At 71.9% G+C, this 21,318-nt stretch carries 23 protein-coding genes; 14 read left to right on the top strand and 9 right to left on the bottom strand.

Annotation, left to right across the window (positions count from 1 at the left end):
- Positions 1 to 189 precede the first annotated feature (189 nt).
- The gene (locus tag AC07DW_RS07885) at positions 190 to 483 is read left to right on the top strand and encodes a hypothetical protein (RefSeq protein WP_478857012.1); all 294 of its coding nucleotides are present in this window, start codon (positions 190 to 192) and stop codon (positions 481 to 483) included.
- Here the strand turns inward: AC07DW_RS07885 and AC07DW_RS07880 are convergent.
- Positions 452 to 1,141, bottom strand: coding sequence for a FadR/GntR family transcriptional regulator (locus AC07DW_RS07880; protein WP_478856752.1), 690 nt, complete (start codon positions 1,139 to 1,141; stop codon positions 452 to 454). The two genes, AC07DW_RS07885 and AC07DW_RS07880, sit on opposite strands and share 32 nt — an antisense overlap.
- A 78-nt stretch (positions 1,142 to 1,219) precedes the next feature.
- On the opposite strand from AC07DW_RS07880, the gene AC07DW_RS07875 reads away from it, so the two are divergent.
- The 4 genes from AC07DW_RS07875 (at position 1,220) to AC07DW_RS07860 (ending at position 3,676) form a co-directional block, all read left to right on the top strand.
- Entirely contained in the window at positions 1,220 to 2,542 is a 1,323-nt protein-coding gene (locus tag AC07DW_RS07875) for a CynX/NimT family MFS transporter (protein WP_478856751.1), read from the top strand.
- 17 nt (positions 2,543 to 2,559) lie between these two features.
- Positions 2,560 to 2,679: an SGM_5486 family transporter-associated protein gene (locus AC07DW_RS07870; RefSeq protein WP_478856750.1), complete on the top strand. Its 120-nt coding sequence runs from the start codon at positions 2,560 to 2,562 to the stop codon at positions 2,677 to 2,679.
- Positions 2,680 to 2,852: 173 nt separating this feature from the next.
- Positions 2,853 to 3,098: a hypothetical protein gene (locus AC07DW_RS07865; RefSeq protein ID WP_478856749.1), complete on the top strand. Its 246-nt coding sequence runs from the start codon at positions 2,853 to 2,855 to the stop codon at positions 3,096 to 3,098.
- 59 nt (positions 3,099 to 3,157) lie between these two features.
- The gene (locus AC07DW_RS07860; RefSeq protein WP_478856748.1) at positions 3,158 to 3,676 is read left to right on the top strand and encodes a SixA phosphatase family protein; all 519 of its coding nucleotides are present in this window, start codon (positions 3,158 to 3,160) and stop codon (positions 3,674 to 3,676) included.
- Positions 3,677 to 3,781: 105 nt separating this feature from the next.
- Here AC07DW_RS07860 and serB read toward each other — a convergent pair whose 3' ends face one another.
- On the bottom strand, positions 3,782 to 4,987 hold the full coding sequence (serB, locus tag AC07DW_RS07855) for a phosphoserine phosphatase SerB (RefSeq protein ID WP_478856747.1): 1,206 nt from the start codon (positions 4,985 to 4,987) through the stop codon (positions 3,782 to 3,784).
- 742 nt (positions 4,988 to 5,729) lie between these two features.
- Between serB and AC07DW_RS07850 the strand changes: the two genes are divergently transcribed.
- A complete protein-coding gene (locus AC07DW_RS07850) occupies positions 5,730 to 8,327 on the top strand; it encodes an ABC transporter ATP-binding protein/permease (protein ID WP_478856746.1) in 2,598 nt (865 codons plus the stop codon).
- 102 nt (positions 8,328 to 8,429) lie between these two features.
- Here the strand turns inward: AC07DW_RS07850 and AC07DW_RS07845 are convergent, their stop codons facing one another.
- The 3 genes from AC07DW_RS07845 to AC07DW_RS07835 form a co-directional block, all read right to left on the bottom strand.
- Entirely contained in the window at positions 8,430 to 9,161 is a 732-nt protein-coding gene (locus tag AC07DW_RS07845; RefSeq protein ID WP_478856745.1) for a transglycosylase SLT domain-containing protein, read from the bottom strand.
- Between the two features lie 303 nt (positions 9,162 to 9,464).
- A complete protein-coding gene (locus tag AC07DW_RS07840) occupies positions 9,465 to 10,529 on the bottom strand; it encodes an S-adenosylmethionine:tRNA ribosyltransferase-isomerase (RefSeq protein WP_478857011.1) in 1,065 nt (354 codons plus the stop codon).
- Between the two features lie 8 nt (positions 10,530 to 10,537).
- Positions 10,538 to 11,239 (bottom strand): SDR family NAD(P)-dependent oxidoreductase, encoded by a 702-nt coding sequence (locus AC07DW_RS07835; protein ID WP_478856744.1) that lies wholly within the window; start codon positions 11,237 to 11,239, stop codon positions 10,538 to 10,540.
- 180 nt (positions 11,240 to 11,419) lie between these two features.
- On the opposite strand from AC07DW_RS07835, the gene AC07DW_RS07830 reads away from it, so the two are divergent.
- The 3 genes from AC07DW_RS07830 to AC07DW_RS07820 all read left to right on the top strand — a co-directional run bounded on the left by AC07DW_RS07830 (position 11,420) and on the right by AC07DW_RS07820 (position 13,615).
- Positions 11,420 to 12,577, top strand: a complete 1,158-nt coding sequence (locus AC07DW_RS07830; protein ID WP_478856743.1) for a GAF domain-containing sensor histidine kinase — start codon at positions 11,420 to 11,422, stop codon at positions 12,575 to 12,577.
- A complete protein-coding gene (locus tag AC07DW_RS07825; RefSeq protein ID WP_478856742.1) occupies positions 12,570 to 13,214 on the top strand; it encodes a response regulator in 645 nt (214 codons plus the stop codon). The genes AC07DW_RS07830 and AC07DW_RS07825 overlap by 8 nt, the downstream gene beginning before the upstream one ends.
- A gap of 155 nt (positions 13,215 to 13,369) precedes the next feature.
- Positions 13,370 to 13,615: a chaplin gene (locus tag AC07DW_RS07820; protein ID WP_478856741.1), complete on the top strand. Its 246-nt coding sequence runs from the start codon at positions 13,370 to 13,372 to the stop codon at positions 13,613 to 13,615.
- A 164-nt stretch (positions 13,616 to 13,779) separates the two neighbouring features.
- On the opposite strand, the gene AC07DW_RS07815 is transcribed toward AC07DW_RS07820, so the two are convergent.
- Entirely contained in the window at positions 13,780 to 14,601 is an 822-nt protein-coding gene (locus tag AC07DW_RS07815; RefSeq protein WP_478856740.1) for a hypothetical protein, read from the bottom strand.
- 273 nt (positions 14,602 to 14,874) lie between these two features.
- On the opposite strand from AC07DW_RS07815, the gene AC07DW_RS07810 reads away from it, so the two are divergent.
- From AC07DW_RS07810 to AC07DW_RS07795, 4 genes are all read left to right on the top strand, one after another.
- Positions 14,875 to 15,666 carry an ABC transporter ATP-binding protein gene (locus AC07DW_RS07810; protein ID WP_478856739.1) on the top strand — a complete coding sequence of 264 codons (792 nt, stop codon included), beginning with the start codon at positions 14,875 to 14,877 and terminating at the stop codon, positions 15,664 to 15,666.
- A 64-nt stretch (positions 15,667 to 15,730) separates the two neighbouring features.
- A complete protein-coding gene (locus AC07DW_RS07805) occupies positions 15,731 to 16,159 on the top strand; it encodes an NfeD family protein (RefSeq protein WP_478856738.1) in 429 nt (142 codons plus the stop codon).
- A gap of 139 nt (positions 16,160 to 16,298) precedes the next feature.
- Complete coding sequence (locus AC07DW_RS07800; protein WP_478856737.1) at positions 16,299 to 17,252, top strand: SPFH domain-containing protein; 954 nt, start codon at positions 16,299 to 16,301, stop codon at positions 17,250 to 17,252.
- 77 nt (positions 17,253 to 17,329) lie between these two features.
- A complete protein-coding gene (locus AC07DW_RS07795; RefSeq protein WP_478856736.1) occupies positions 17,330 to 18,100 on the top strand; it encodes a sulfite exporter TauE/SafE family protein in 771 nt (256 codons plus the stop codon).
- Between the two features lie 86 nt (positions 18,101 to 18,186).
- Here AC07DW_RS07795 and AC07DW_RS07790 read toward each other — a convergent pair whose 3' ends face one another.
- The 3 genes from AC07DW_RS07790 to AC07DW_RS07780 form a co-directional block, all read right to left on the bottom strand.
- Positions 18,187 to 18,693 carry an HNH endonuclease gene (locus AC07DW_RS07790; RefSeq protein ID WP_478856735.1) on the bottom strand — a complete coding sequence of 169 codons (507 nt, stop codon included), beginning with the start codon at positions 18,691 to 18,693 and terminating at the stop codon, positions 18,187 to 18,189.
- Positions 18,694 to 18,859: 166 nt separating this feature from the next.
- Positions 18,860 to 19,396, bottom strand: coding sequence for a YbhB/YbcL family Raf kinase inhibitor-like protein (locus AC07DW_RS07785; protein ID WP_478857010.1), 537 nt, complete (start codon positions 19,394 to 19,396; stop codon positions 18,860 to 18,862).
- A 50-nt stretch (positions 19,397 to 19,446) separates the two neighbouring features.
- Positions 19,447 to 20,229, bottom strand: a complete 783-nt coding sequence (locus AC07DW_RS07780) for a sporulation protein (RefSeq protein WP_478856734.1) — start codon at positions 20,227 to 20,229, stop codon at positions 19,447 to 19,449.
- 82 nt (positions 20,230 to 20,311) lie between these two features.
- Here AC07DW_RS07780 and AC07DW_RS07775 point away from each other — a divergent pair, with 82 nt between their 5' ends.
- A complete protein-coding gene (locus AC07DW_RS07775; RefSeq protein WP_478856733.1) occupies positions 20,312 to 20,953 on the top strand; it encodes a DNA-3-methyladenine glycosylase in 642 nt (213 codons plus the stop codon).
- Positions 20,954 to 21,318 lie beyond the last annotated feature (365 nt).

Here is a 21,318-nt window from a genome sequence, read left to right as displayed (position 1 = left end):
CGAAATCACGGCAGACTGGAACGGAACGGCACGTCCGTGGCTCGGGGACTTCGGGGTGGAGGTGTGGCTGTGCGTACCGGACACCAGGCGGAACACCGGGGGGAACACGAAGCGGAGCACCGGGCGGCGGCCGGCGTACGGCGTCGCGGCCGGCGCCGGCGGGCGGTGGCCCTGTCGGCCGGCGCGGCCCTGTTGTCGGGGCTCGCGATCGGCGCCCACACCCACGCCGCCGAGAAGGAGGAGTACCTCGCCTCGTGCCGTACCTCCGTCGAGGGCTCCCGCGTCACCGCGTACTGCCACAACCCCAACCCCGGCGCCGACCGCGTCCAGCTGCACGTCGAGTGCGCCCGGTGGTGGGACATCGACTCCGACAGCGCGGCCGTCGAGGTGGGGCCCACGGCCTACGCGGAGCTGACCCAGCGCTGCTGGAAAGAGGTCCGCGAGGCCTGGATCAGTCACCAGCCGGTGCCCGATCGCCACTGAGGCACACGAACGGGTAGCCGGCAGCCTCCGAGGCCGCCGCGTCGGCGTCGCCGGCCCTGATGGCCTCCACCAGCCGCGCGTGGTCCATGTGGTTCTCCGGCCGCAGGTCCTGGCCGACGTCGTCGCGCAGCCAGTCCCGCAGGAGGTGCCCCAGGTCGGCGTAGAGCTCGGACATGACCTCGTTGTGCGAGGCGGCGACCACGGCGAGGTGGAACGTCGCGTCGGCCGCCACGAACCGCTCCGCGTCGCCCGCCTCCCAGGCCTCCTCGCGCCGTGCCAGGAGGGCGTCGAGCTGCCTCATGTCCCGCTCCGTGCGCCGCTCGGCGGCCAGGCGGGCGGCGGAGGACTCCAGGGTCGAGCGCAGCTCGGCGATGTGCCGGGGGTCGGCCGCCGCGAACCGCCGGTGCATCACCCCGGCCAGTTCGCTGGTCGCGACGACGTAGGTGCCCGAGCCCTGCCGGATGTCCAGCAGGCCGTTGTGCGCGAGCGCCCGGACCGCCTCGCGGACGGTGTTGCGGGCGACCCCGAGTTGCTCGACCAGCTCCGGCTCGGTGGGGATCCGGGAGCCGACCGGCCACTCGCCCGAGGTGATCTGGTTCCGTAGCTCGGCGATCACCTGGTCGGACAGCGCGGACCGGCGGGGAGAGCTGAGCGCCATGGTGCTCCTTGGCTCCTGGAGAGGGTCCTCGTGCGGAGGATTGGACAGCCAATCATCCCATGATTCTATGATGGGTTCATGTCCGACGAGCCGCAGACCTCCGCCCAGACGCCCACCAGAGTCCGTCCCCCGGCGCCTGCCCCCGCGGGAGCCGCTCCGAAACAGCCCGGGACGGTCTGGCTCACCCGGCTCCTGATCGTCGGGCTCGTGCTCGCCGCGCTGAACCTCCGCCCCGCCATCACCAGCCTCGGCGCCCTCCTGGAGGAGGTGCGGACGGGGCTGCACATGAGTGGTGGAGTCGCCGGTGTCCTCACCTCCGTACCACCGCTCTGCTTCGCCGTCTTCGGTATCACCGCCCCCCGGCTCGCCCGCCGCTTCGGCCCGGGTGCCGTCGTGTTCGCCGGCATGGTGGCCATCACGGCCGGCCTGGTCGTCCGCCCCTTCACCGGCGGTACGGTCGCCTTCCTGGCCGCCAGCGCCCTCGCCCTGATGGGCATCGCCGTCAGCAACGTCCTGATGCCGGTGATCGTCAAGCGGTACTTCCCCGACCGCGTCGGCACCATGACCGGCCTGTACTCCATGGCCCTCGCCCTCGGCACCTCCCTGGCCGCCGCCGCGACCGTGCCCGTGACGGACGCCCTCGGCGGCAGCTGGCGCGCCGGCCTGGGCGTGTGGGCCGCGCTGGGCGCCCTCGCCGTGGTGGCCTGGCTCCCGCTCGTCCGCCGCCGTGACGGCGGCGCGGGTACGCAGCCGGGGGCGGGTACGGAGACGGGCGCGGGCGCCGGGGCCGTGAGCGGCGGGACCGCGGAGGCCGCCCCCGCGCTGCGGATCACCCGCAGCCGTACGGCCTGGGCGCTCGGCTGCTTCTTCGGGCTCCAGGCCACCGGCGCCTACATCACCATGGGCTGGATGCCGCAGATCTTCCGGGACGCCGGGGTCTCCGCCGGTACCGCCGGTGTCCTGCTCGCGGTGACCATGGTGATGGGCGTGCCGCTCGCCTTCGTCATCCCCCGGCTCGCCACCCGCATGAGGAACCAGGGCCCCATCGTGGTCGTCCTCGGCCTGTGCGGCCTGAGCGGGTACGCCGGTCTGCACTTCGCCCCGGCGGCCGGCGCCTGGGCCTGGGCGCTCCTGCTCGGTGTCTCCAACTGCGCCTTCCCGCTCGCCCTCACCATGATCGGCATGCGGTCGCGGACCGGTGGCGGCGTCGTCCGGCTCTCCGCCTTCGCCCAGAGCGTCGGCTACCTCATCTCCATCCCCGGACCGACCCTGGTGGGCGCCCTCTACGAGCACAGCGGCGGCTGGGGCACCCCGCTCGCGCTGATGATGGGGCTGATGGTGCCGCAGATGATCGTGGGGATCATCGCCGGACGGGACCGGACGATCGAGGACGAAACCTGAGGTGCGAGACTGGGCCCATGCAGCCTGTGCTCGACCCGAATCCCCAGAACGGCCAGAAGAAGCTCCTCGTCGTGCTCGGCACGATGCTGGCGATCGGCGTGGTCATCGGCATCATCGCCACCCTCGCCTCGCCGTGACCCGGCAGCCCCTCCGGGCCGCCCGCGCGCCCCGGGACGGGGCTGGCCCCCGTATCCCCTAGGGGGCCAGGGTCAGGGTCACGTGGGTGGTCTGCCGGATGGGCCGGGCCGCCCATGATCCGTACCGTGGAAGCCACCTCGACCCGGCACCACGGACCCACACGGAGGCGGTCATGTCGGCCCGTACGTACCAGCGGCGGACGCACGCGCACGCCACCGTCGGCGGCGGCAGCGGCGCCGGCGGTCGTGTCGGCACCGTCGCCGTCGCCCGGCTCCCGTGGTGGGCGGTGGCGCTGCCCGTGCTCGCCTTCGCCGTGCTCTTCGGGCTGATAGCCGGGGGTGGTGAGGCGCACGCGACGGGGGGTGACCCGGCGGTCGGCCGGATCCTGGAGCAGATCCGGCACACGCTCGCACGGTAGGCGGGCGAGGTGGTCAACACCCACCGCCCCGTGGCGTGTTTCATGCGAAGCTGGTGAGCATGAGCGCCGATACACCCCGCAGGATCGTGCTACTCCGGCATGCGAAGGCCGACTGGCCCCAGGTGTCCGACCACGAGCGCCCGCTCGCGGAGCGAGGCCGCAAGGACGCCCCCGTGGCGGGCCGACGGCTCGCCGAGACCGGAATCACCTTCGACCTGGCCCTCTGCTCGACCGCGGCCAGGACCCGCGAGACATGGAAGCTGGCGGTGCACGAGCTGCCGCAGCGGCCCAGGACCGTGTACGAGGAGCGGCTCTACGAAGCCTCACCCGGGGAGATCATCGCTCTGCTCAACGAGACGCCGGAGGACGTGAACGACCTTCTCGTCATCGGACACAACCCCGGCATGCACGCCGTCGCCGACGCCCTCGCCGGCCAGGCCGAGGGCGACACCCTGGCGCGGATGAACCGGGGCGGCTTCCCGACCTCCGCCTTCGCCGTCGTCGGCTTCGGCGGCTCCTGGAAGTCCGTGGAGCACGGCGTGGGCACCCTGCTCAGGTACTGGGCGCCCCACGAGTAGGCCCCCTGCCCGTACGCCCGTGGAGAAGGCCCAGACATCCGAGGGGTGTCCGGGCCTTCGTCCGGCGGGGGCCCCGCCGACCGGGCGAGATTTCGCGGACACGACCTAGTCCTGGTCGGCGTCCGCCGCCTCGACCTCTTCGCGCGTGATGCCCAGCAGGTACAGCACGGTGTCCAGGAACGGCACGTTGACGGCGGTGTGCGCCGCCTTCCGCACCATCGGCTTGGCGTTGAAGGCCACGCCCAGACCGGCCGTGTTCAGCATGTCCAGATCGTTGGCGCCGTCACCGATCGCCACGGTCTGCGCGAGCGGTACGCCGGCCTCGGCGGCGAATCGCCGCAGCAGCCGCGCCTTCCCGGCCCGGTCGACCACCTCGCCGGTGACCCGGCCGGTCAGCTTGCCGTCCACGATCTCCAGCGTGTTGGCCGACGCGAAGTCCAGTCCCAGCCGCACCTTCAGGTCGTCCGTGACCTGCGTGAACCCGCCCGACACCACACCGACCTGGTAGCCGAGCCGCTTGAGCGTACGGATCAGGGTGCGGGCCCCGGAGGTCAGCCTGACCTCGGACCGCACCTTGTCCACCACCGACTCGTCCAGCCCGGCGAGCAGCGCCACGCGCGCGTGCAGCGACTGCTCGAAATCCAGCTCGCCCCGCATGGCCCGCGCCGTCACCTCGGCGACCTGCTCCTCGCAGCCCGCGTGCGCCGCGAAGAGCTCGATCACCTCGTCCTGGATGAGCGTCGAGTCCACGTCCATGACGACCAGCCGCTGTGCCCTGCGATGCAGACCCGCCGACACCACCGCCACGTCCACGCCGATCTCATGCGCCTGCCGGGCCAGCGCGGTGCGCAGGGGCGCCGTCTCCGTACCCGACACCGCGAACTCCACAGCGGTCACCGGGTACTTCGCCAGCCGGAAGATACGGTCGATGTTCCCGCCCGTCCCGGTGATCGAGGCCGCTATGGCCGCGGTGTCCTCGGCCGTCAGCGGGTGCCCGAGAACCGTGACGTGCGAGCGCCCCGATCCGCGCGGCCGGTTGTCACCCGTACCGGAGATGATCTCCGCCTGGAGCTTGAGGGACTCCGCCCAGCTGTGCACGGTGGCCCGCAGCTCCCCCTCGCTGCTCACGGTCGGCTTCGTGACGAGCGCGCACAGAACGATGCGGCCACGGGTCACGACCTGTTCGATGTCGATCACGTCGACGGAGAAGGCGGCCAGGGTGTCGAACAGCCCGGCGGTGATCCCTGGGCGGTCCTTCCCGAAGATCTTGACGAGAAGGGTGGGAACGTCGGAGGTCTGCGATGCGCTCATGGTCCCCCCACCGTATCGGCCCCCACGCGGTCGGGCGCGCCCTGTCCCGAGTACCGGACACCCGTCCGCCCGCGAGCGTCCCGGCGGACCCCACCGCCCGCCCCCTCGGGTCGCCCCGCCTCGGCCGGAACCCCGCCCATCCGCCACCGCGCCTCTCGCTCGGGCGGCCCACCGGGGCCGGGCGGCCGATACGCCGCACCCCCCGCCGCCCGCACGGGACCGCGTCGCCCGCGCCCGGCCGGACGCGGCCGCGCCCACCCGCTCCCCACCCGCTCCCGCTCCCCACCCGCTCCCCGCTCCCCGCTCTCCCGCACGGCCGCGGCACACGTTCGCGGCGCCCGCCGGCGTCACCGGACCGCCCGCCGTCCCGCTGCCCCGACACCCGCCCTGGCCGCGTCGCCGCCCCTCCCGGTGGCGATCGAGGCCAGGATCACATCGCCCCGCCGACTGCCTCCGTGCCTGTCCTTCTCGAGGACCAGGACCATCGAAGAGCCCACCTTGCGTACCGAGTTGCCCGGATCATGTCTGATCCGTACCCACTCATGGGTACTTGCCGCTCTCCGGGTGCATTTCAGCCGGGTCGCCGACTCGGGGAGGCAGGGTGCCGGAGCGCCTGTGCGCTCTCTTCACACCGCCCGACTTTCGATTACGGTCCCGGGCCTGAAATAGTTCCTCACGATGTTCGCCATCCCTAGACTCCCTGCGACGGGGGGAACTCGGGGGACAAGTAGTGGGGCATGGAGTGCCGGAACTCGTACTGGAATTGAACGGCAGGACCTGGACTCTCGATCCGTCCAGGTCGTACACCCTCGGACGTGATCCGCAGGGCGACCTGGTGATCGACGACGCAAGGGTCTCGTGGCGGCATGCCACGGTCGGCTGGAACGGCCGCAGTTGGGTCATCGAGGACCACGGCTCCACCAACGGCACGTATGTGCAGGGCCAGCGGATCCACCAGCTGGAGATCGGCCCCGGCTCCGCCGTGCACCTCGGCAACGCGACCGACGGTCCCCGGGTGAGCCTGACCGACGCCGCGGCCGGAGCGGGCGCCTACAGCGCCCCGGCCGCCGCTCCGCAGGCCCAGGCCCAGCAGGCCGCCGCCCACCAGGCGCCGCCGCAGCAGCCCTGGCAGCAGCAGGCCCCGGCCGCCCCGCACCAGCAGCCGCAGCAGCAGGGCTGGCCTCAGCAGCCCCACCAGGCCCAGCAGCCCCACCAGGCGCAGGGGCCGGCCCAGCCGCACGTCCCGCACCAGCAGCCCGGCCCGGCCGAGCAGCTCGCGCAGCAGGCCCCGGCCCCCGGCGGCAGCGCCCCGATGGCCGCGCCGGTCCACGCCGAGCGCAGCCCCACCACCTTCCACCAGCTGGCCCTCGGCCGCGTCATGCGCATCGGTCGTGCGCTCGAGAACGAACTGGTCGTCTCCGACCTCCAGGTCTCGCGCCACCACGCCGAGTTCCACGCCACACCCGACGGCCGCTTCGAGATCCGTGACCTCGGCTCGCACAACGGCACGTACGTCAACGGCCAGCCGCTCGCCAAGTCCGGCTCGGCGCTCATCGGCCCGAACGACATTGTCGGCGTCGGTCACTCGACGTTCCGGCTCGTCGGCGACCGGCTCGAGGAGTTCGTCGACACCGGTGAGGTCTCGTTCTCGGCCCGCCACCTCACCGTCACGGTCGACGGCGGCAAGCAGATCCTCAAGGACGTCTCGTTCGGCGTCCCGGAGAAGTCGCTGGTCGCGGTCATCGGCCCGTCCGGCTCCGGCAAGTCGACGCTGCTGAAGGCGCTCACCGGTTACCGCCCCGCCAACCAGGGCGACGTCCTCTACGACAACCGGAACCTGTACAAGCAGTTCGCCGAACTCCGTCAGCGCATCGGTCTGGTCCCGCAGGACGACATCCTGCACAAGGAGCTGACCGTCCGCACCGCGCTCAGGTACGCCGCGAAGCTCCGCTTCCCCGCGGACACCACCGTCCAGGAGCGCGAGGCGCGGATCGACGAGGTCCTGCGCGAGCTGAAGCTGGACATCCACAAGACCAAGAAGATCACCGCCCTCTCCGGCGGCCAGCGCAAGCGCGTCTCCGTGGCGCTGGAGCTGCTGACGAAGCCGTCGCTGATCTTCCTGGACGAGCCCACCTCGGGTCTCGACCCGGGTATGGACCGCGACGTCATGCAGCTGCTGCGCGGCCTGGCCGACGACGGCCGCACGGTCCTCGTCGTCACCCACTCCGTGGCCGAGCTGGCGCTCTGCGACAAGCTGCTGGTGATGGCGCCCGGCGGATCGGTGGCGTACTTCGGCCCGCCGGAGGAGGCGCTCAACTTCTTCGGCTACGACACGTGGGCCGACGTCTTCTCCGCGTTCGAGAACTACCGCGACTACGACTGGGCGGGCCGCTGGAAGGGCTCGCAGCACTACCAGATGTACGCCGCGGACATCGACTCCGTCGCCGCCCAGTCCGTGCAGATGCCGCCGGCCCAGGCCATGCGCCCGCCCAAGCCGCAGGGCTGGGGCGCGCAGCTGTGGACCCTGATCCGCCGCTACCTCTCCGTCATCGCCTCCGACAAGGGCTTCATGGCGCTGATGGTGATCCTGCCCGCGGTCCTCGGCGTGGTCTCCACCCTGATCAGCTCGAACTACGGGCTCCGGCCGAGCCCCCGGGGCCCGAACGGCAGCGCGGCGACGATCCTGCTGATCCTGGCCGTCGGCGCGTGCTTCGCCGGCGCCGCCAACTCCGTACGAGAGCTGATCAAGGAACGGGTGATCTACGAACGGGAACGGGCCACGGGCCTGTCGCGTTCGGCGTACCTGATGTCCAAGGTGATCGTCCTCGGTCTGATCACCGTCGTGCAGGGCGCGATCATCGGCGGCATCGGCTTCGGGATGCGTGAGGTCCCCGACGAGGGCCTGCTCTTCGGCTCGTCCCTGGTCCGGCTCGAACTGAGCCTGCCGATCATGGCGCTCGGGTTCACCTCGATGATGTTCGGCCTGATCATCTCCTCGCTGGTGAAGACCGCCGAGAAGACCATGCCGCTGCTGGTGATGTTCGCGATCATCCAGGTGGTCTTCACCGGCTGCCTGTTCACCCTGCACGGCCAGGTCGGCGTCAACGAGTTCTCGTACCTGATGCCGTCCCGCTGGGCCGTCGCCGCCGCCGGCACCACCGCGCAGCTGAACGTGCTGTTCCCCAACCAGGACGACCCCACCGAGACGGACCCGCTGTGGGACCACGAGGTGGTCCAGTGGCTGGTCGACATGGGCGCGCTCCTGGCGCTCGGCGCCCTCTGCGGCGTGATCGTGGCGCGCCTGCTGCGCCGCCACGAGCCGGAGGTCATGCGCAAGTAGGCACGCGATACGCGCTGACGCACACGCCGGAGGGCGGCACCCCGTGCGGGGTGCCGCCCTCCGGCGTCTGCGAACCGGCCGGACCGGCCGGCGGGCGCCGGCTCAGTAGGCGCTGTTCACGTTGTCCATGGAGCCGTAGCGGTCGGCCGCGTAGTTGCAGGCGGCGACGATGTTGGCGACCGGGTCGTACTGGTCGAACTTGGTGCCCGGCACGTGGTAGGTCTTGAAGGTCGGGTAGATGACCTGCAGCAGGCCCTTCGACGGGACACCGTTGATGGCGTTGATGTCCCAGTTGTTGATGGCCCGCGGGTTACCGCTGGACTCCCGCATGATGTTGCGGTGGATGCCCTCGTAGGTACCCGGGATGTTGTGCTTCTTCATGATGAAGAGCGCCTCGCGGATCCAGCCGTCGAGGTTGTCGGCGAACATCGGCTTGCGGGCGGCGGCGCGGCTCGCGGCGGCCTTGGCGGCGGCGCGCTTCTCCGCGGCGGCCTCGGCCTTCGCCTTGGCGGCGGCCTTGGCCTTCGCGGCGGCCTTAGCCTTGGCGGCGGCGGCCTTGGCCTTCGCGGCGGCGTCGGCCTTGGCCTTCAGCTCGATGGTGGTCTGCTGCTCGGTGATGCCGAGGTGCAGCGGCTTGCTCTGGGTGTTCACCAGCGCGACCGGAGCGGCGGCGACGGCGGCGACGGTCTGCGGCTCCGTCTCGGCGGCGGCGTCGTTGCCCGGAACGGCGGAGAACGCGAGCGCGGCGGCGCTCAGCGTGGCGGCGCCGGCCAGGGAAAGCTTGTGGTTCTTCTTGAGACGGCTGAAGCCGGGGCGGGTGCTGAACACGGACATGCAGTCGTACCTCTTCGAATCGCGGGACGTCGCAAGGCCAGGGCGGCGCTTCGCCTGCTCGGCGGGCGACGGATGCAATTCTTAGCGGCAGCAAAATCCTGGGGCAAAGGTGTGACGTACGAAGCCGGATAGTGGATCAGCGGGTGCCGGAGAGCGCCTCCCGACCCGCCGCGCACCCGCTCCACCAGCACTCATCCCATCCTTATCCGCACCACTAGCCGACTTCGTAAGTGACCTGGGTCCTATGTGCGGGCTCACATCGGACACCCAGCGGTCTCACCATCTGTTGCACGAGCAATGCGCTCAGTGAGGACCCTCCTCCGGCAGGAGGAGATGGACGTCGCCGAACTCGTGCCAGAGGTAGCGCCGCCTCAGCGCCTCGGCGTACGCCCGCCCCAGTGCCGCCCGCCCCGCCACCGCCTCCAGCATCAGCAGATGCGACGCCTCCGGCTCGTGCAGCCCGGTCAGCAGACCGTCCACGACGCGCACCCCGCGCCCGGGCGTCACCACCAGGTCGGTCCAGCCCGACGCCGGGCGCACCACCCCGTCGTCCCCGGCCGCGGACTCCAGCGCGCGCACCGCCGTCGTCCCCACGGCCACGATCCGCCCGCCCCCCGCCCGGGCCGCGCCGACCAGCCACGCGGACGCCTCCGGCACCTCGAAGCGCTCCGGGTACGGCGGCTCGTGCGCCTCCGCGGACGCCACCCCCGTATGCAGCGTCACCGGCGCGAACTGCACGCCCCGGCTCACCAGCTCCGCCACCGTGCCCGCCGTGAAGGGCCGCGCCGCGCTCGGCATCTCCGCCGAACCCGAGCCGTCCGGGCACGGCCGCGCGAAGACCGTCTGGTACGCGGCCAGCGGCTGGTCCCGCTCCGTGTACCCGTACCGGATGGGACGCCCGTACCCCGCCAGCAACCCCGGCACACCCACCGACACCGAAGCCCACCACAGCCGCGCCGACCCCGGCGCGCCGGCGGCCACCAGCGGCTCCTCCAGCACCAGCCGCCCCCCGCCCGGCAACCGCACCACGGCACCCGCCGGCCCCCCGCGCCGCGGACGCGTGCTGCCCCGCCCGTCCGGGTCCCGCAGCTCCACCGCCCACCGGCCGTCGTCCCCGCGCGTGGAGAAGTGCACGACCACCGAGGAGCCACCGTCCCCACCGAGCCGCCCCGTCACCGCGGCGGCCAGCGTCGGCGACGTGTTCACCACCAGCACGTCACCCGCCCGCAGCAGCCCCGGCAGCTCCCGGAACGCGTGGTGCGACACCGCGACCCCGCGCGACACCATCAGCCGTACGTCGTCCCGCCCCGAGCCCCGCTCCTCGGCCGGCACCCGCGCGGACAGCTCGTCGGGCACCCGCAGGGCCATCGACACGCTCACGCGCCCACCCCCAGGAGCGCGGGCGCCACGTACCGCCCGCTCGCCGGCCGCTCCGCCAGCAGCCGCAGGAATCCCGGCACCACCGACTCCGGACGGGGACGGTCCGAGTCGTCGTCCACCGGGACGGCGGCCCGGTACAGGTCCGTCCGCATGTCGCCCGGGTCGACCGCCCACACCCGCAGCCCCGGCTCCTCGACCGCCAGGACCGCCGCCAGCTGGTCCATTGCCGCCTTCGACGCCCCGTAGCCGCCCCACGTCCCGTACGCCTCCGCCGCCGCGTCGGAACTGACCGCGATCACCGCCCCGGCCCCGCTCGCCCGCAGCAGCGGCAGCGCCTCCTGTACGAGACCGAGGGCACCCACCACGTTGGTCTCCAGCGCCGCCCGCAACCCCTCCAGCGGCAGCGCTTCCAGCCGCACCAGCGGCTCGGCGCCCAGCGCGCTCGCATTGCTCACCAGCAGGTCCAGCCCGCCCAGCTCCCGCGCGGCCGCCACCAGCGCCGCCCGGTGCCACCCGTCCGTGACGTCGCCCCGCAGCGCCACCACCCGCGTCCCGTGCGCCCGCACCTCGCGCGCGCTCTCCTCCAGTACGGGGCCGGTCCTGGCGTCCAGCACCAGATCCCACCCCCGCCGGGCCAGCGCGACGGCAAGCGCCCGCCCCAGCCCCTTCGAAGCACCCGTGATGATCGCGACAGCCATGACACCCATCCCCTCGCACAGCGCGGAAAACCGATGCCGCCAGCCTGGAGCCGGCCCGCCGCCTCCCGCCTCGGCCCCGAGCCCGGACCTCCGGGGCACTTCGACCTAGGCCCTCCGTCCCGGGGGACCGCCGTCCCCGGTCCGATACGGGCCGTCACACCCCGCCGGTAACGTGAACGCATGACCGATCGACCGCCCGGCTCCGGCCTCGCCGCCGTCAGCACCGCCCTGCTCGCGATGAGCAGGCACCTGGAGGTCCGCGACGTCCTCATGACGATCGTCGCCTCCGCCCGTGAGCTGCTCGACGCCGAGTACGCGGCCCTGGGTGTCCCCGACGACCACGGGGGGTTCGCCCAGTTCGTCGTGGACGGCGTCGGCGAGGAGCAGTGGAAGGCGATCGGCCCCCTGCCGCGCCAGCACGGCATCCTCGCGGCGATGCTCCACGAGGCGAAACCCCAGCGCCTGGCCGACGTCCGCCAGGACCCCCGCTTCGAGGGCTGGCCCGCCGCCCACCCCGACATGTCCGACTTCCTGGGCCTGCCGATCCGCGACGGCGACGAGACGATCGGCGCCCTGTTCCTCGCCAACAAGCGCTGCCCCGAGGGCCCCGCCCCCCAGGGCGGCTGCGGCTTCACCGAGGACGACGAGGAACTGCTCGGCATCCTCGCCCAGCACGCCGCGATAGCCCTCACCAACGCCCGGCTGTACGAGCGCAGCCGGGAGCTCACCATCGCCGAGGAGCGCTCCCGGCTCGCCCACGAGCTGCACGACGCGGTCAGCCAGAAGCTGTTCTCCCTGCGGCTCACCGCCCAGGCCGCCGCCGCCCTCGTCGACCGCGACCCGGCCCGCGCCAAGGGCGAGCTCCAGCAGGTCGCCGCGCTGGCCGCCGAGGCGGCGGACGAGCTGCGCGCCGCCGTCGTCGAACTGCGCCCCGCCGCGCTCGACGAGGACGGCCTGGTCCACACCCTCCGCACCCAGATACAGGTCCTGGACCGCGCCCACACCGCCCACGTCACCTTCGACAGCTCCGGCGTGCGCGCCCTGCCCGCCGCCCAGGAGGAGGCCGTGCTCCGGGTCGCCCAGGAAGCCCTGCACAACGCCCTGCGCCACTCCGGCGCCGACCGGGTCGCCGTGACCCTCGTACGGCACGGCCAGGGCGCGCGGCTCAGCGTCACCGACGACGGCAGCGGCTTCGACCCGCGCTCGGTCCGGCGGGCGGGCCGCCACCTCGGCCTCGTCTCCATGCGGGACCGGTCGAGCGGCGTGGGCGGCAGGCTCACCGTCCAGTCCGAGCCCGGGAAGGGCACCACGATCGAGATGGAGGTCCCCGGTGGCTGACAAGACCATCCGCGTCCTGCTGGTCGACGACCACCAGGTGGTCCGCCGGGGCCTGCGCACGTTCCTGGAGGTCCAGGACGACATCGAGGTCGTGGGGGAGGCGAGCGACGGCGCCGAGGGCGTGGAGCGCGCCGAGGAGCTGCGCCCCGACGTGATCCTCATGGACGTCAGGATGCCCGGGATGGACGGCATCGAGGCCCTGCGCAAGCTGCACGAGCTGGCCGACCCCGCCAAGGTGCTGATCGTCACCAGTTTCACCGAGCAGCGCACGGTGATCCCCGCGCTGCGGGCGGGCGCCTCGGGCTACGTGTACAAGGACATCGCCCCGGACGCGCTGGCCGGTGCCATCCGCTCCGTGCACGCGGGCCACGTCCTGCTCCAGCCGGAGGTGGCCATGGCGCTCCTCTCCCAGGAGGAGGCGAACGGCGGCACGGGCCGGGGCGGCACCCTCACCGAACGCGAGCGCGAGGTGCTGGCCCTGATCGCGGACGGCCGCTCCAACCGGGAGATCGCCCGGGCCCTGGTCCTCTCCGAGAAGACCGTCAAGACGCACGTCTCCAACATCCTGATGAAGCTGGACCTCGCCGACCGCACGCAGGCCGCGCTCTGGGCGGTGCGCCACGGCCTGACCGGTTGACCGGAGACACCGGTCAACCCACGCGACCCCACCCGGACGACATTCATACTGTCGGGTGTACGTCACCCACTCGGCGTAACCGGGGCGCCGCGTGGCCGTTCTCCATGGCGTGCCGCGGTGATCGCCGCGGCGGTAGACAACGGAGGATGTGCCAAGTGAAGAACCTGAAGAAGGCCGCAGCCGTCACCATGGTCGCCGGTGGACTCGTGGCCGCCGCCGCGGGCGCCGCGTCCGCCACCGGCGGTGCCCACGCGGACGGCGCGGCCATCGGGTCGCCCGGCGTCGTCTCCGGCAACCTGGTTCAGGTCCCGGTCCACGTCCCGGTGAACGTCTCGGGCAACAGCGTCAACGTGATCGGCCTGCTGAACCCGGCCTTCGGCAACACCGCCGTCAACCACTGACGTCCGGACGCGCCCGCCCCGGCCCCCAGCCCCACCTGGGGGCCGTCCCCACCGGGCGAGCCGCCCGCAGCCGAACCGGCTCAGTCGCCCCACCGGCTGAGCCACCCGCCGCGCGGGGCCGCCACCCGGCAGTGACCGGCCCCCGACGGCACGGTGCCCCCAGCTCACCCCCGGTCGCGCTCCCGCTCCTCCACCCACGCGTTGAACGCCGCCACCTGCGCCCGCCTGGCCACCCGCTCCACCGGCCGCAGCGCCTCCGCGCGGGCCGCCATCTCCGACGCGCTCACCGCCCCGCCGTGCGCGCCCCCGGTGCCGTACGCGGGCGAGTACGCCAGCGACACCAGCAGCCCCACCCGCCGGGCCAGCTCCAGCACCCGCACCGCCCGCGGCGGATACCCGGGCGCCAGCACCTCGCGCCCCGCCTCCGCCCGCGCCCGGTACGCGTCCAGCGCCGCCTCCGCCACCGGCCCCGACGCCGCCACGTCCAGCCGCGTCAACACCACCGTCGCCTCGCGCAGCGCCTCCGCCAGCTCCCGCTCCGCCTCCCCGAGCGACGGCACGTCCGCCGGCGGCGCCTCCCGCACCGGCAGGCAGTGCCAGACCACCTCCACGTGCACGTCCTCCGGACGCTCCGCGCCGTCCGGCCCCGCCTCGTACACCTCCGGTACGAGGCCGAGAGGCGCCCCGTGCCCGACGACCGCCTCCTCCGCCTCCAGCGCGCGGGCGTTGAACTCCGGCGGCCCGCTCAGCCCCAGTGGGTGCCCGGGCGCCGGCAGCGCCACCCGCCACCCCGCGACCCCGAGCGCCCGCAGCCTGCCCAGCGCCAGCGTCAGGCCGACGGGCCCCTCCTCCCCGGGCAGCCCCTCCACCCGGTGCACGGCGTCGTCCCCGACGATCGCGAGCACGGCCTCATCCGGCGACACCAACCCGGCCAGCAGGGAGTTCCCCCATGCGGCCAACCGTCCTGAACGTGGTTCCGAAAGCATCCCACCACCCTAGGCACTGTCTCCCGGCCGGAACGGGCGGACGGAAGGAGACGGCAGCCACAGCGACCCGCGGCCCGCAGCACCCCCCACCCCACCCCTGGTGCGCCCCACCCGCCGTACCCCGCCCGCGGTGGACCACCGGGCAGCGGACCACCGGCAAAGCAGACCTAAGGACCGGGTCGCGCCACCGGTGGCGTAGGTTTTCCCCTGGGAGCTTCGCCCACAGGCGCAAGCGACGACGAGACTCGACCGCATAGGGGAGACAACGCGCTCATGAGCGATGTACTGGAGCTGGTGGACGTATCCGTGGTCCGCGACGGACGTGCTCTGGTGGAAGACGTCTCCTGGTCGGTCAAGGAAGGTGAGCGCTGGGCCATCCTCGGCCCCAACGGCGCCGGCAAGACCACCCTCCTCAACGTCGCCTCCAGCTACCTCTACCCGAGTTCCGGCAGCGCCCGCATCCTGGGCGAGCAGCTCGGCAAGGTCGACGTCTTCGACCTGCGCCCGCGCATCGGCATGGCCGGTATCGCCATGGCCGAGAAGCTGCCCAAGCGGCAGACCGTCCTCCAGACCGTCCTCACCGCCGCGTACGGCATGACGGCCACCTGGCACGAGCGCTACGACGCCGTCGACGAGGAGCGCGCCCGCGCCTTCCTCGACCGCCTCGGCATGACCGAGTACCTCGACCGCACCTTCGGCACCCTCTCCGAGGGCGAGCGCAAGCGCACCCTGATCGCCCGCGCCATGATGACCGACCCCGAGCTGCTGCTCCTCGACGAGCCCGCCGCCGGCCTCGACCTCGGCGGCCGCGAGGACCTGGTGCGCCGTCTCGGCCGCCTCGCCCGCGACGCGTACGCCCCCTCGATGATCATGGTCACCCACCACGTGGAGGAGATCCCGCCGGGCTTCACCCACGTTCTGATGATCCGTCAGGGCAAGGTGCTCGCCGCCGGACCGGTGGAGATGGAACTGACCTCCCGCAACCTCTCCCACTGCTTCGGCCTGCCGCTCGTCGTCGAACGCGTCGGCGACCGCTACACCGCACAGGGTCTGCCGCTGTCGTAGGGGCCCGGCACCCGCCCCCACCGCGCCCTGTCGGCGACCCGACCCCCGCACCTACCATGACCACGTGGACATCGACGCATGGGTCTGGTGGCTGATCGGCGCGGTGGGACTCGGCATCCCGCTCGTCCTGACCGCGATGCCGGAATTCGGAATGCTGTCCGTAGGCGCCGTCGCCGGGGCCGTCACCGCGGCACTCGGCTTCGGCGTGGTCGCCCAGGTGGTGGTCTTCGCCGCCGTCTCCGTCGCCCTCATCGCGGTGGTACGCCCCATCGCGGCCCGCCACCGCGACGGGCGGCCCCAACTCGCCACCAACATCGACGCCCTGAGGGGCCGCCAGGCCGTCGTCCTCGAACGCGTCGACGGCAGTGGTGGCCGCATCAAGCTGGCCGGCGAGATCTGGTCCGCCCGCGCCCTCGACACCGACCAGGTCTTCGAACCGGGCCGCCAGGTCGACGTGGTCGAGATCGACGGAGCGACCGCCGTAGTGATGTGATGGAACGTCAGGCACAGCAACCTGGTCAACTCCCGCGGAACGGCGCACGCAGGGCCCCGCCGTCTGCGAAACTCGATCATCGAACCGACCGGCAACGAACCGGCAGACAACCGGCAGCGAAGGGCACGGGGAACACACGATGCCATCAGTCATCATCGTCCTGGTCATCCTGGTGGTGCTCGTCTTCATCGCCCTGATCAAGACGATCCAGGTCATCCCGCAGGCCAGCGCCGCCATCGTCGAGCGCTTCGGCCGCTACACCCGCACCCTCAACGCGGGACTGAACATCGTCGTCCCGTTCATCGACTCGATCCGCAACCGGATCGACCTGCGCGAACAGGTCGTCCCGTTCCCGCCCCAGCCGGTGATCACCCAGGACAACCTGGTCGTGAACATCGACACCGTCATCTACTACCAGGTGACCGACGCCCGCGCCGCGACCTACGAGGTCGCCAGCTACATCCAGGCCATCGAGCAGCTCACCGTCACCACCCTCCGCAACATCATCGGCGGCATGGACCTGGAGCGCACCCTCACCTCCCGCGAGGAGATCAACGCCGCCCTCCGCGGCGTCCTCGACGAGGCCACCGGCAAGTGGGGCATCCGCGTCAACCGCGTCGAGCTCAAGGCCATCGAGCCCCCGACCTCCATCCAGGACTCGATGGAGAAGCAGATGCGCGCCGACCGCGACAAGCGTGCCGCGATCCTCACCGCCGAAGGCATCCGGCAGTCCCAGATCCTCACCGCCGAGGGCGAGAAGCAGTCCGCCATCCTGCGCGCCGAGGGCGAGGCCAAGGCCGCCGCCCTGCGCGCCGAGGGCGAGGCCCAGGCGGTCCGCACGGTCTTCGAGGCCATCCACGCCGGCGACCCCGACCAGAAGCTCCTGTCCTACCAGTACCTCCAGATGCTCCCGAAGATCGCCGAAGGCGACGCCAACAAGCTCTGGATCGTCCCCAGCGAGATCGGCGACGCCCTCAAGGGCCTCTCCGGCGCCTTCGGCAACCTCGGCGGCGGCGCCCCCGGCTTCAACACCGGCGACACCGGCAGGGACCGCCCCCCGGCACAGCGCCGCGAAGAACCCCCGGTCGACTGACACCCCCACCCCTTCGTGCATGATCGGTGCACCAAGCACCGAACCCGCAAGCACTGATCCTGCACGAAGGGCACAGCGTGACGATCTGGGAGATGCTCGCCGTCCTCGCCGCAGGCATCGGCGCCGGTACGATCAACACCATCGTGGGATCGGGAACACTGATCACCTTCCCGGTCCTGGTCGCCACCGGCCTCCCACCGGTCACCGCCACCGTCTCCAACGCCCTCGGCCTGATCCCCGGCTCCATCAGCGGGGCCATCGGCTACCGCGCCGAACTCGCCGGCCAGCGCCGCCGCATCCTGCGCCTGAGCGCCGCCGCCGCCACCGGGGGGCTCTGCGGAGCCGTACTGCTCCTCCTCCTGCCCTCCACCGCCTTCGAGACCATCGTCCCGGTCCTGGTCGCCCTCGCCCTGGTCCTGGTGCTGCTGCAACCCCGCATCTCCCGGGCCGTCCGACACCGCCGCGAACGCGAAGGCAGCGGCGGCAACCCCGACGGCGGCCCCCTCCTCTTCGCCGGCCTCCTCCTCGCCAGCGTCTACGGCGGCTACTTCACCGCCGCCCAGGGGATCATCTACCTCTCCCTCATGGGCATGCTGCTGCACGACACCATGCAGCGCCTCAACGCCACCAAGAACGTCCTCGCGGCGGTCGTCAACACCATCGCCGCGCTCTTCTTCCTCTTCGTCGCCCACTTCGACTGGACGGCGGTCCTGCTCATCGCCGTCGGTTCCACCATCGGCGGCCAGATCGGCGCCAAGGTCGGCCGCCGCCTCCCGCCGGCCGCCCTGCGCGGCGTGATCCTCGTCGTCGGTACCCTCGCGATCATCCAACTGACCACCAGGGGATGACCTCATGACGACGGAAGCCCGCCTCGGTCCGACGACGAGACGGGCCTCGGGCCGCCGGGATCATCCGCAGCGGCACCCGCGGTGGCTCACGCGGCCACGGAGGACAGCCAGTCCGGCAGCCCCGCCCGGTCCCGCCCGCCGAGCGCCAGCAGCATCGCGTCCGCCGGCGACGGGATGAACGGCTCGCGCAGCAGCGGCATCCCCGCCTGCTCCGGAGTACGGTCCGCCTTGCGGTGATTGTCATCCGCGCAGGACGCCACCGTGTTCAGCCAGTCGTCCCCACCGCCCTGCGCCCGTGGCACCACGTGGTCCACGGTCGTCGCGCGCCTTCCGCAGTACGCGCACCTGTGCTGGTCCCGGATCAGCACACCCCGCCTCGACCACGGGGCCTGTCTTCGGAACGGCACCCTGACGTACCTGCACAACCTGATCACCCGCGGCACCGGGAGTTCGACAGCGGCGGCACGCATGCGCAGCCGGGGATGCTCCTGCTCGACCACGGCCTTGTCCTGGAGCACGAGCACCACCGCGCGGTTGAGCGTCACCGTCGACAGCGGCTCGAAGCTGGCGTTGAGTACCAGGGTGTCCCGCATCCTGTCCACCTCCCGTGTGCCGGCCCTGCCCTTGGTGGCGGGCCTGGGGCTGGGAACCAACTCTGGCCGGGCGCGCCGGGTTGGACAACGCAATATCCGTGCGCAACGAAAGATGCCCGCTCCTGATCTCTCCAAGACCAGGAGCGGGCAAACAAAAAGCGAACGGTCAGCTCTCCGCCGGCTCCGCGTAATGACCGATCAGCTGCGCGCGCGCCAGCGTGTGGAACCGGAGGTTGAAGCCGACGACGGCGGGCGAGGCGTCCGCGTCCGGCCCGAGCTTCTCGGAGTCCACCGCGTAGACGGTGAAGACGTACCGGTGGTCCTCGCCCGCCGGCGGCGCGGCACCGCCGAAGTCCTTCGACCCGTAGTCGTTGCGGACGTGCACCGCCCCCTCGGGGAGCCCCTCGAACTTCCCGCTTCCCGCACCCGCCGGCAGCTCGGTCACCGACGCGGGGATGTCGAACAGCACCCAGTGCCAAAATCCGCTGCCGGTCGGCGCGTCCGGGTCGAAACACGTCACGGCGAAGCTCTTGGTCTCCGCCGGGAAGCCCTCCCACCGCAGCTGCGGCGAGGTGTTCCCCTTGGCATAGACCTGCCCGTCCGCCAGTACGGCTTCCGGCGCGATGTCGTCGCTCACCACGGTGAACGACGGCACCTGCGGATGGAAGTCGTGGGGGAGCGGTGCCCTCTTCTCCCTGCCCACGGTCACGTCAGAACCTCCGTCTCGCTGTTCCTCGCTGGTCCCCGCCGAGCCTAGAGCCAGTTCCGGCGCCCACCCACATCGGCGAGCCACTGGTTCAGGTAGGCGGCCCAGTCCGTGGTGTGGAAGTCGTTGAGCCCCACCGTGAACGCCCGGTACGAGTCGCTGCTCTCACTGAACAGGCCCGGCTTCTTGTCCATCTCCAGCACGACGTCCATCTCGCGCTCGTCCGCGACGAACGTCAGCTCCACCTGGTTCAGCCCCCGGTACTGCTGCGGCGGCAGGAACTCGATCTCCTGGTAGAACGGCAGCCGCTGCCGCGTCCCCCGGATGTGCCCGCGCTCCATGTCCGCGCTCTTGAAGCGGAAGCCCAGCTGGATGAAGGCGTCCAGGATCGCCTGCTGCGCAGGAAGCGGATGCACGTTGATCGCGTCCAGGTCGCTGGAGTCCACCGCCCGTGCGATCTCCAGCTCGGTCGACACCCCGATGTCCATCCCGCGCAGGTGCTGCCCCGCGATCGTCGTGACCGGCGTCTCCCACGGGATGTCCAGACCGAACGGCACCACGTGCACCGCCCCGGCCTTCACCTCGAAGGCCCCCCCGAGCCGCACCTTGGTGAACTCGATGTCCTGCTTGACCTCCTGATCACCGCCCTCGACCTCGACCCGCGCCTGCAGACCGACGGACAGCCCCTCGATCCGCTGATCCACCGAACCGCCCTGGATGCGCACCTCACCCTGGACGACCCCACCGGGCACCACGTTCGCCTCGGTGAGCACGGTCTCGACCGACGCACCCCCCGCCCCCAGGCTCGCGAGCAGCTTCTTGAACCCCATGTTCACTCCTTTTCGGATCCTGACCCGTACATACGCGCATACGCGAAGGGCCGGCGGCCGGTTCCCAGTACGCTCGTACGACATGATCGAGAGCTCCGACCGTACGCCGCTGCCGCGAGACTTCTTCGACCGCCCCGTACTGGAGGTCGCACCGGACCTGCTGGGCCGCACCCTCGTACGCCTGACGGACGACGGTCCCATCGAGCTCCGCCTCACCGAGGTGGAGGCGTACGCGGGCGAGGCCGACCCAGGCTCCCACGCCTACCGTGGCCGCACCGCCCGCAACGCCGTGATGTTCGGGCCCCCCGGCCACGCGTACGTCTACTTCACCTACGGCATGTGGCACTGCTTGAACCTGGTGTGCGGCCCCGAGGGATTCGCGAGCGGTGTGCTGCTGCGCGCCGGTGAGGTCCGGGTCGGCCAGGAGCTCGCCCGCAGGCGTCGGCTCTCGGCCCGATACGACAAGGAACTGGCGAAGGGCCCCGCCCGCCTCGCCACCGCCCTGGACGTCGACCGCACCCTGGACGGAACCGACGCCTGCGCCGGCCCCGGGTCCCCCCTCTCCGTGCTGACCGGCGCCCCGGTCCCGCCCGGCCAGATCCTCAGCGGCCCCCGCACGGGCGTGGGCGGCGACGGGGCCACTCACCCCTGGCGCTACTGGATCGACGGCGACCCGACCGTGAGCCCGTACCGGGCCCACGCACCTCGCCGTAGGAGGGCTTGACGTGGGGGGCGGAACCGCCTAATGTCTACCGAGCTGCAAGAGCTGGGCCTGCCGTTCCAGGCACCCCAGGGGCAGCCATCCACCACCTAGATCGATCTCCCCAAAAGGGTTCGACCTTCGGCATGTCCGAAAGAGAAATCCAGCGGCTCGATTATGAGCCGCAGAGGGAATGGTCTAAAGTGGTGGCACGCCGAAAGGCAAAGGCTCTCCAACGGCCACCGGAAACAGAATCCGAACCGGAAACGGAACGGAAAAAGGATCTGGTAGGGTTGGAAACACGAAAGACCGAAGGGAAGCGCCCGGAGGAAAGCCCGAGAGGGTGAGTACAAAGGAAGCGTCCGTTCCTTGAGAACTCAACAGCGTGC

This window comes from Streptomyces sp. NPDC045701, assembly GCF_056432045.1.
Note: the sequence above shows the minus strand (reverse complement) of the source record. Positions and strands in the feature narration are given on the sequence as shown.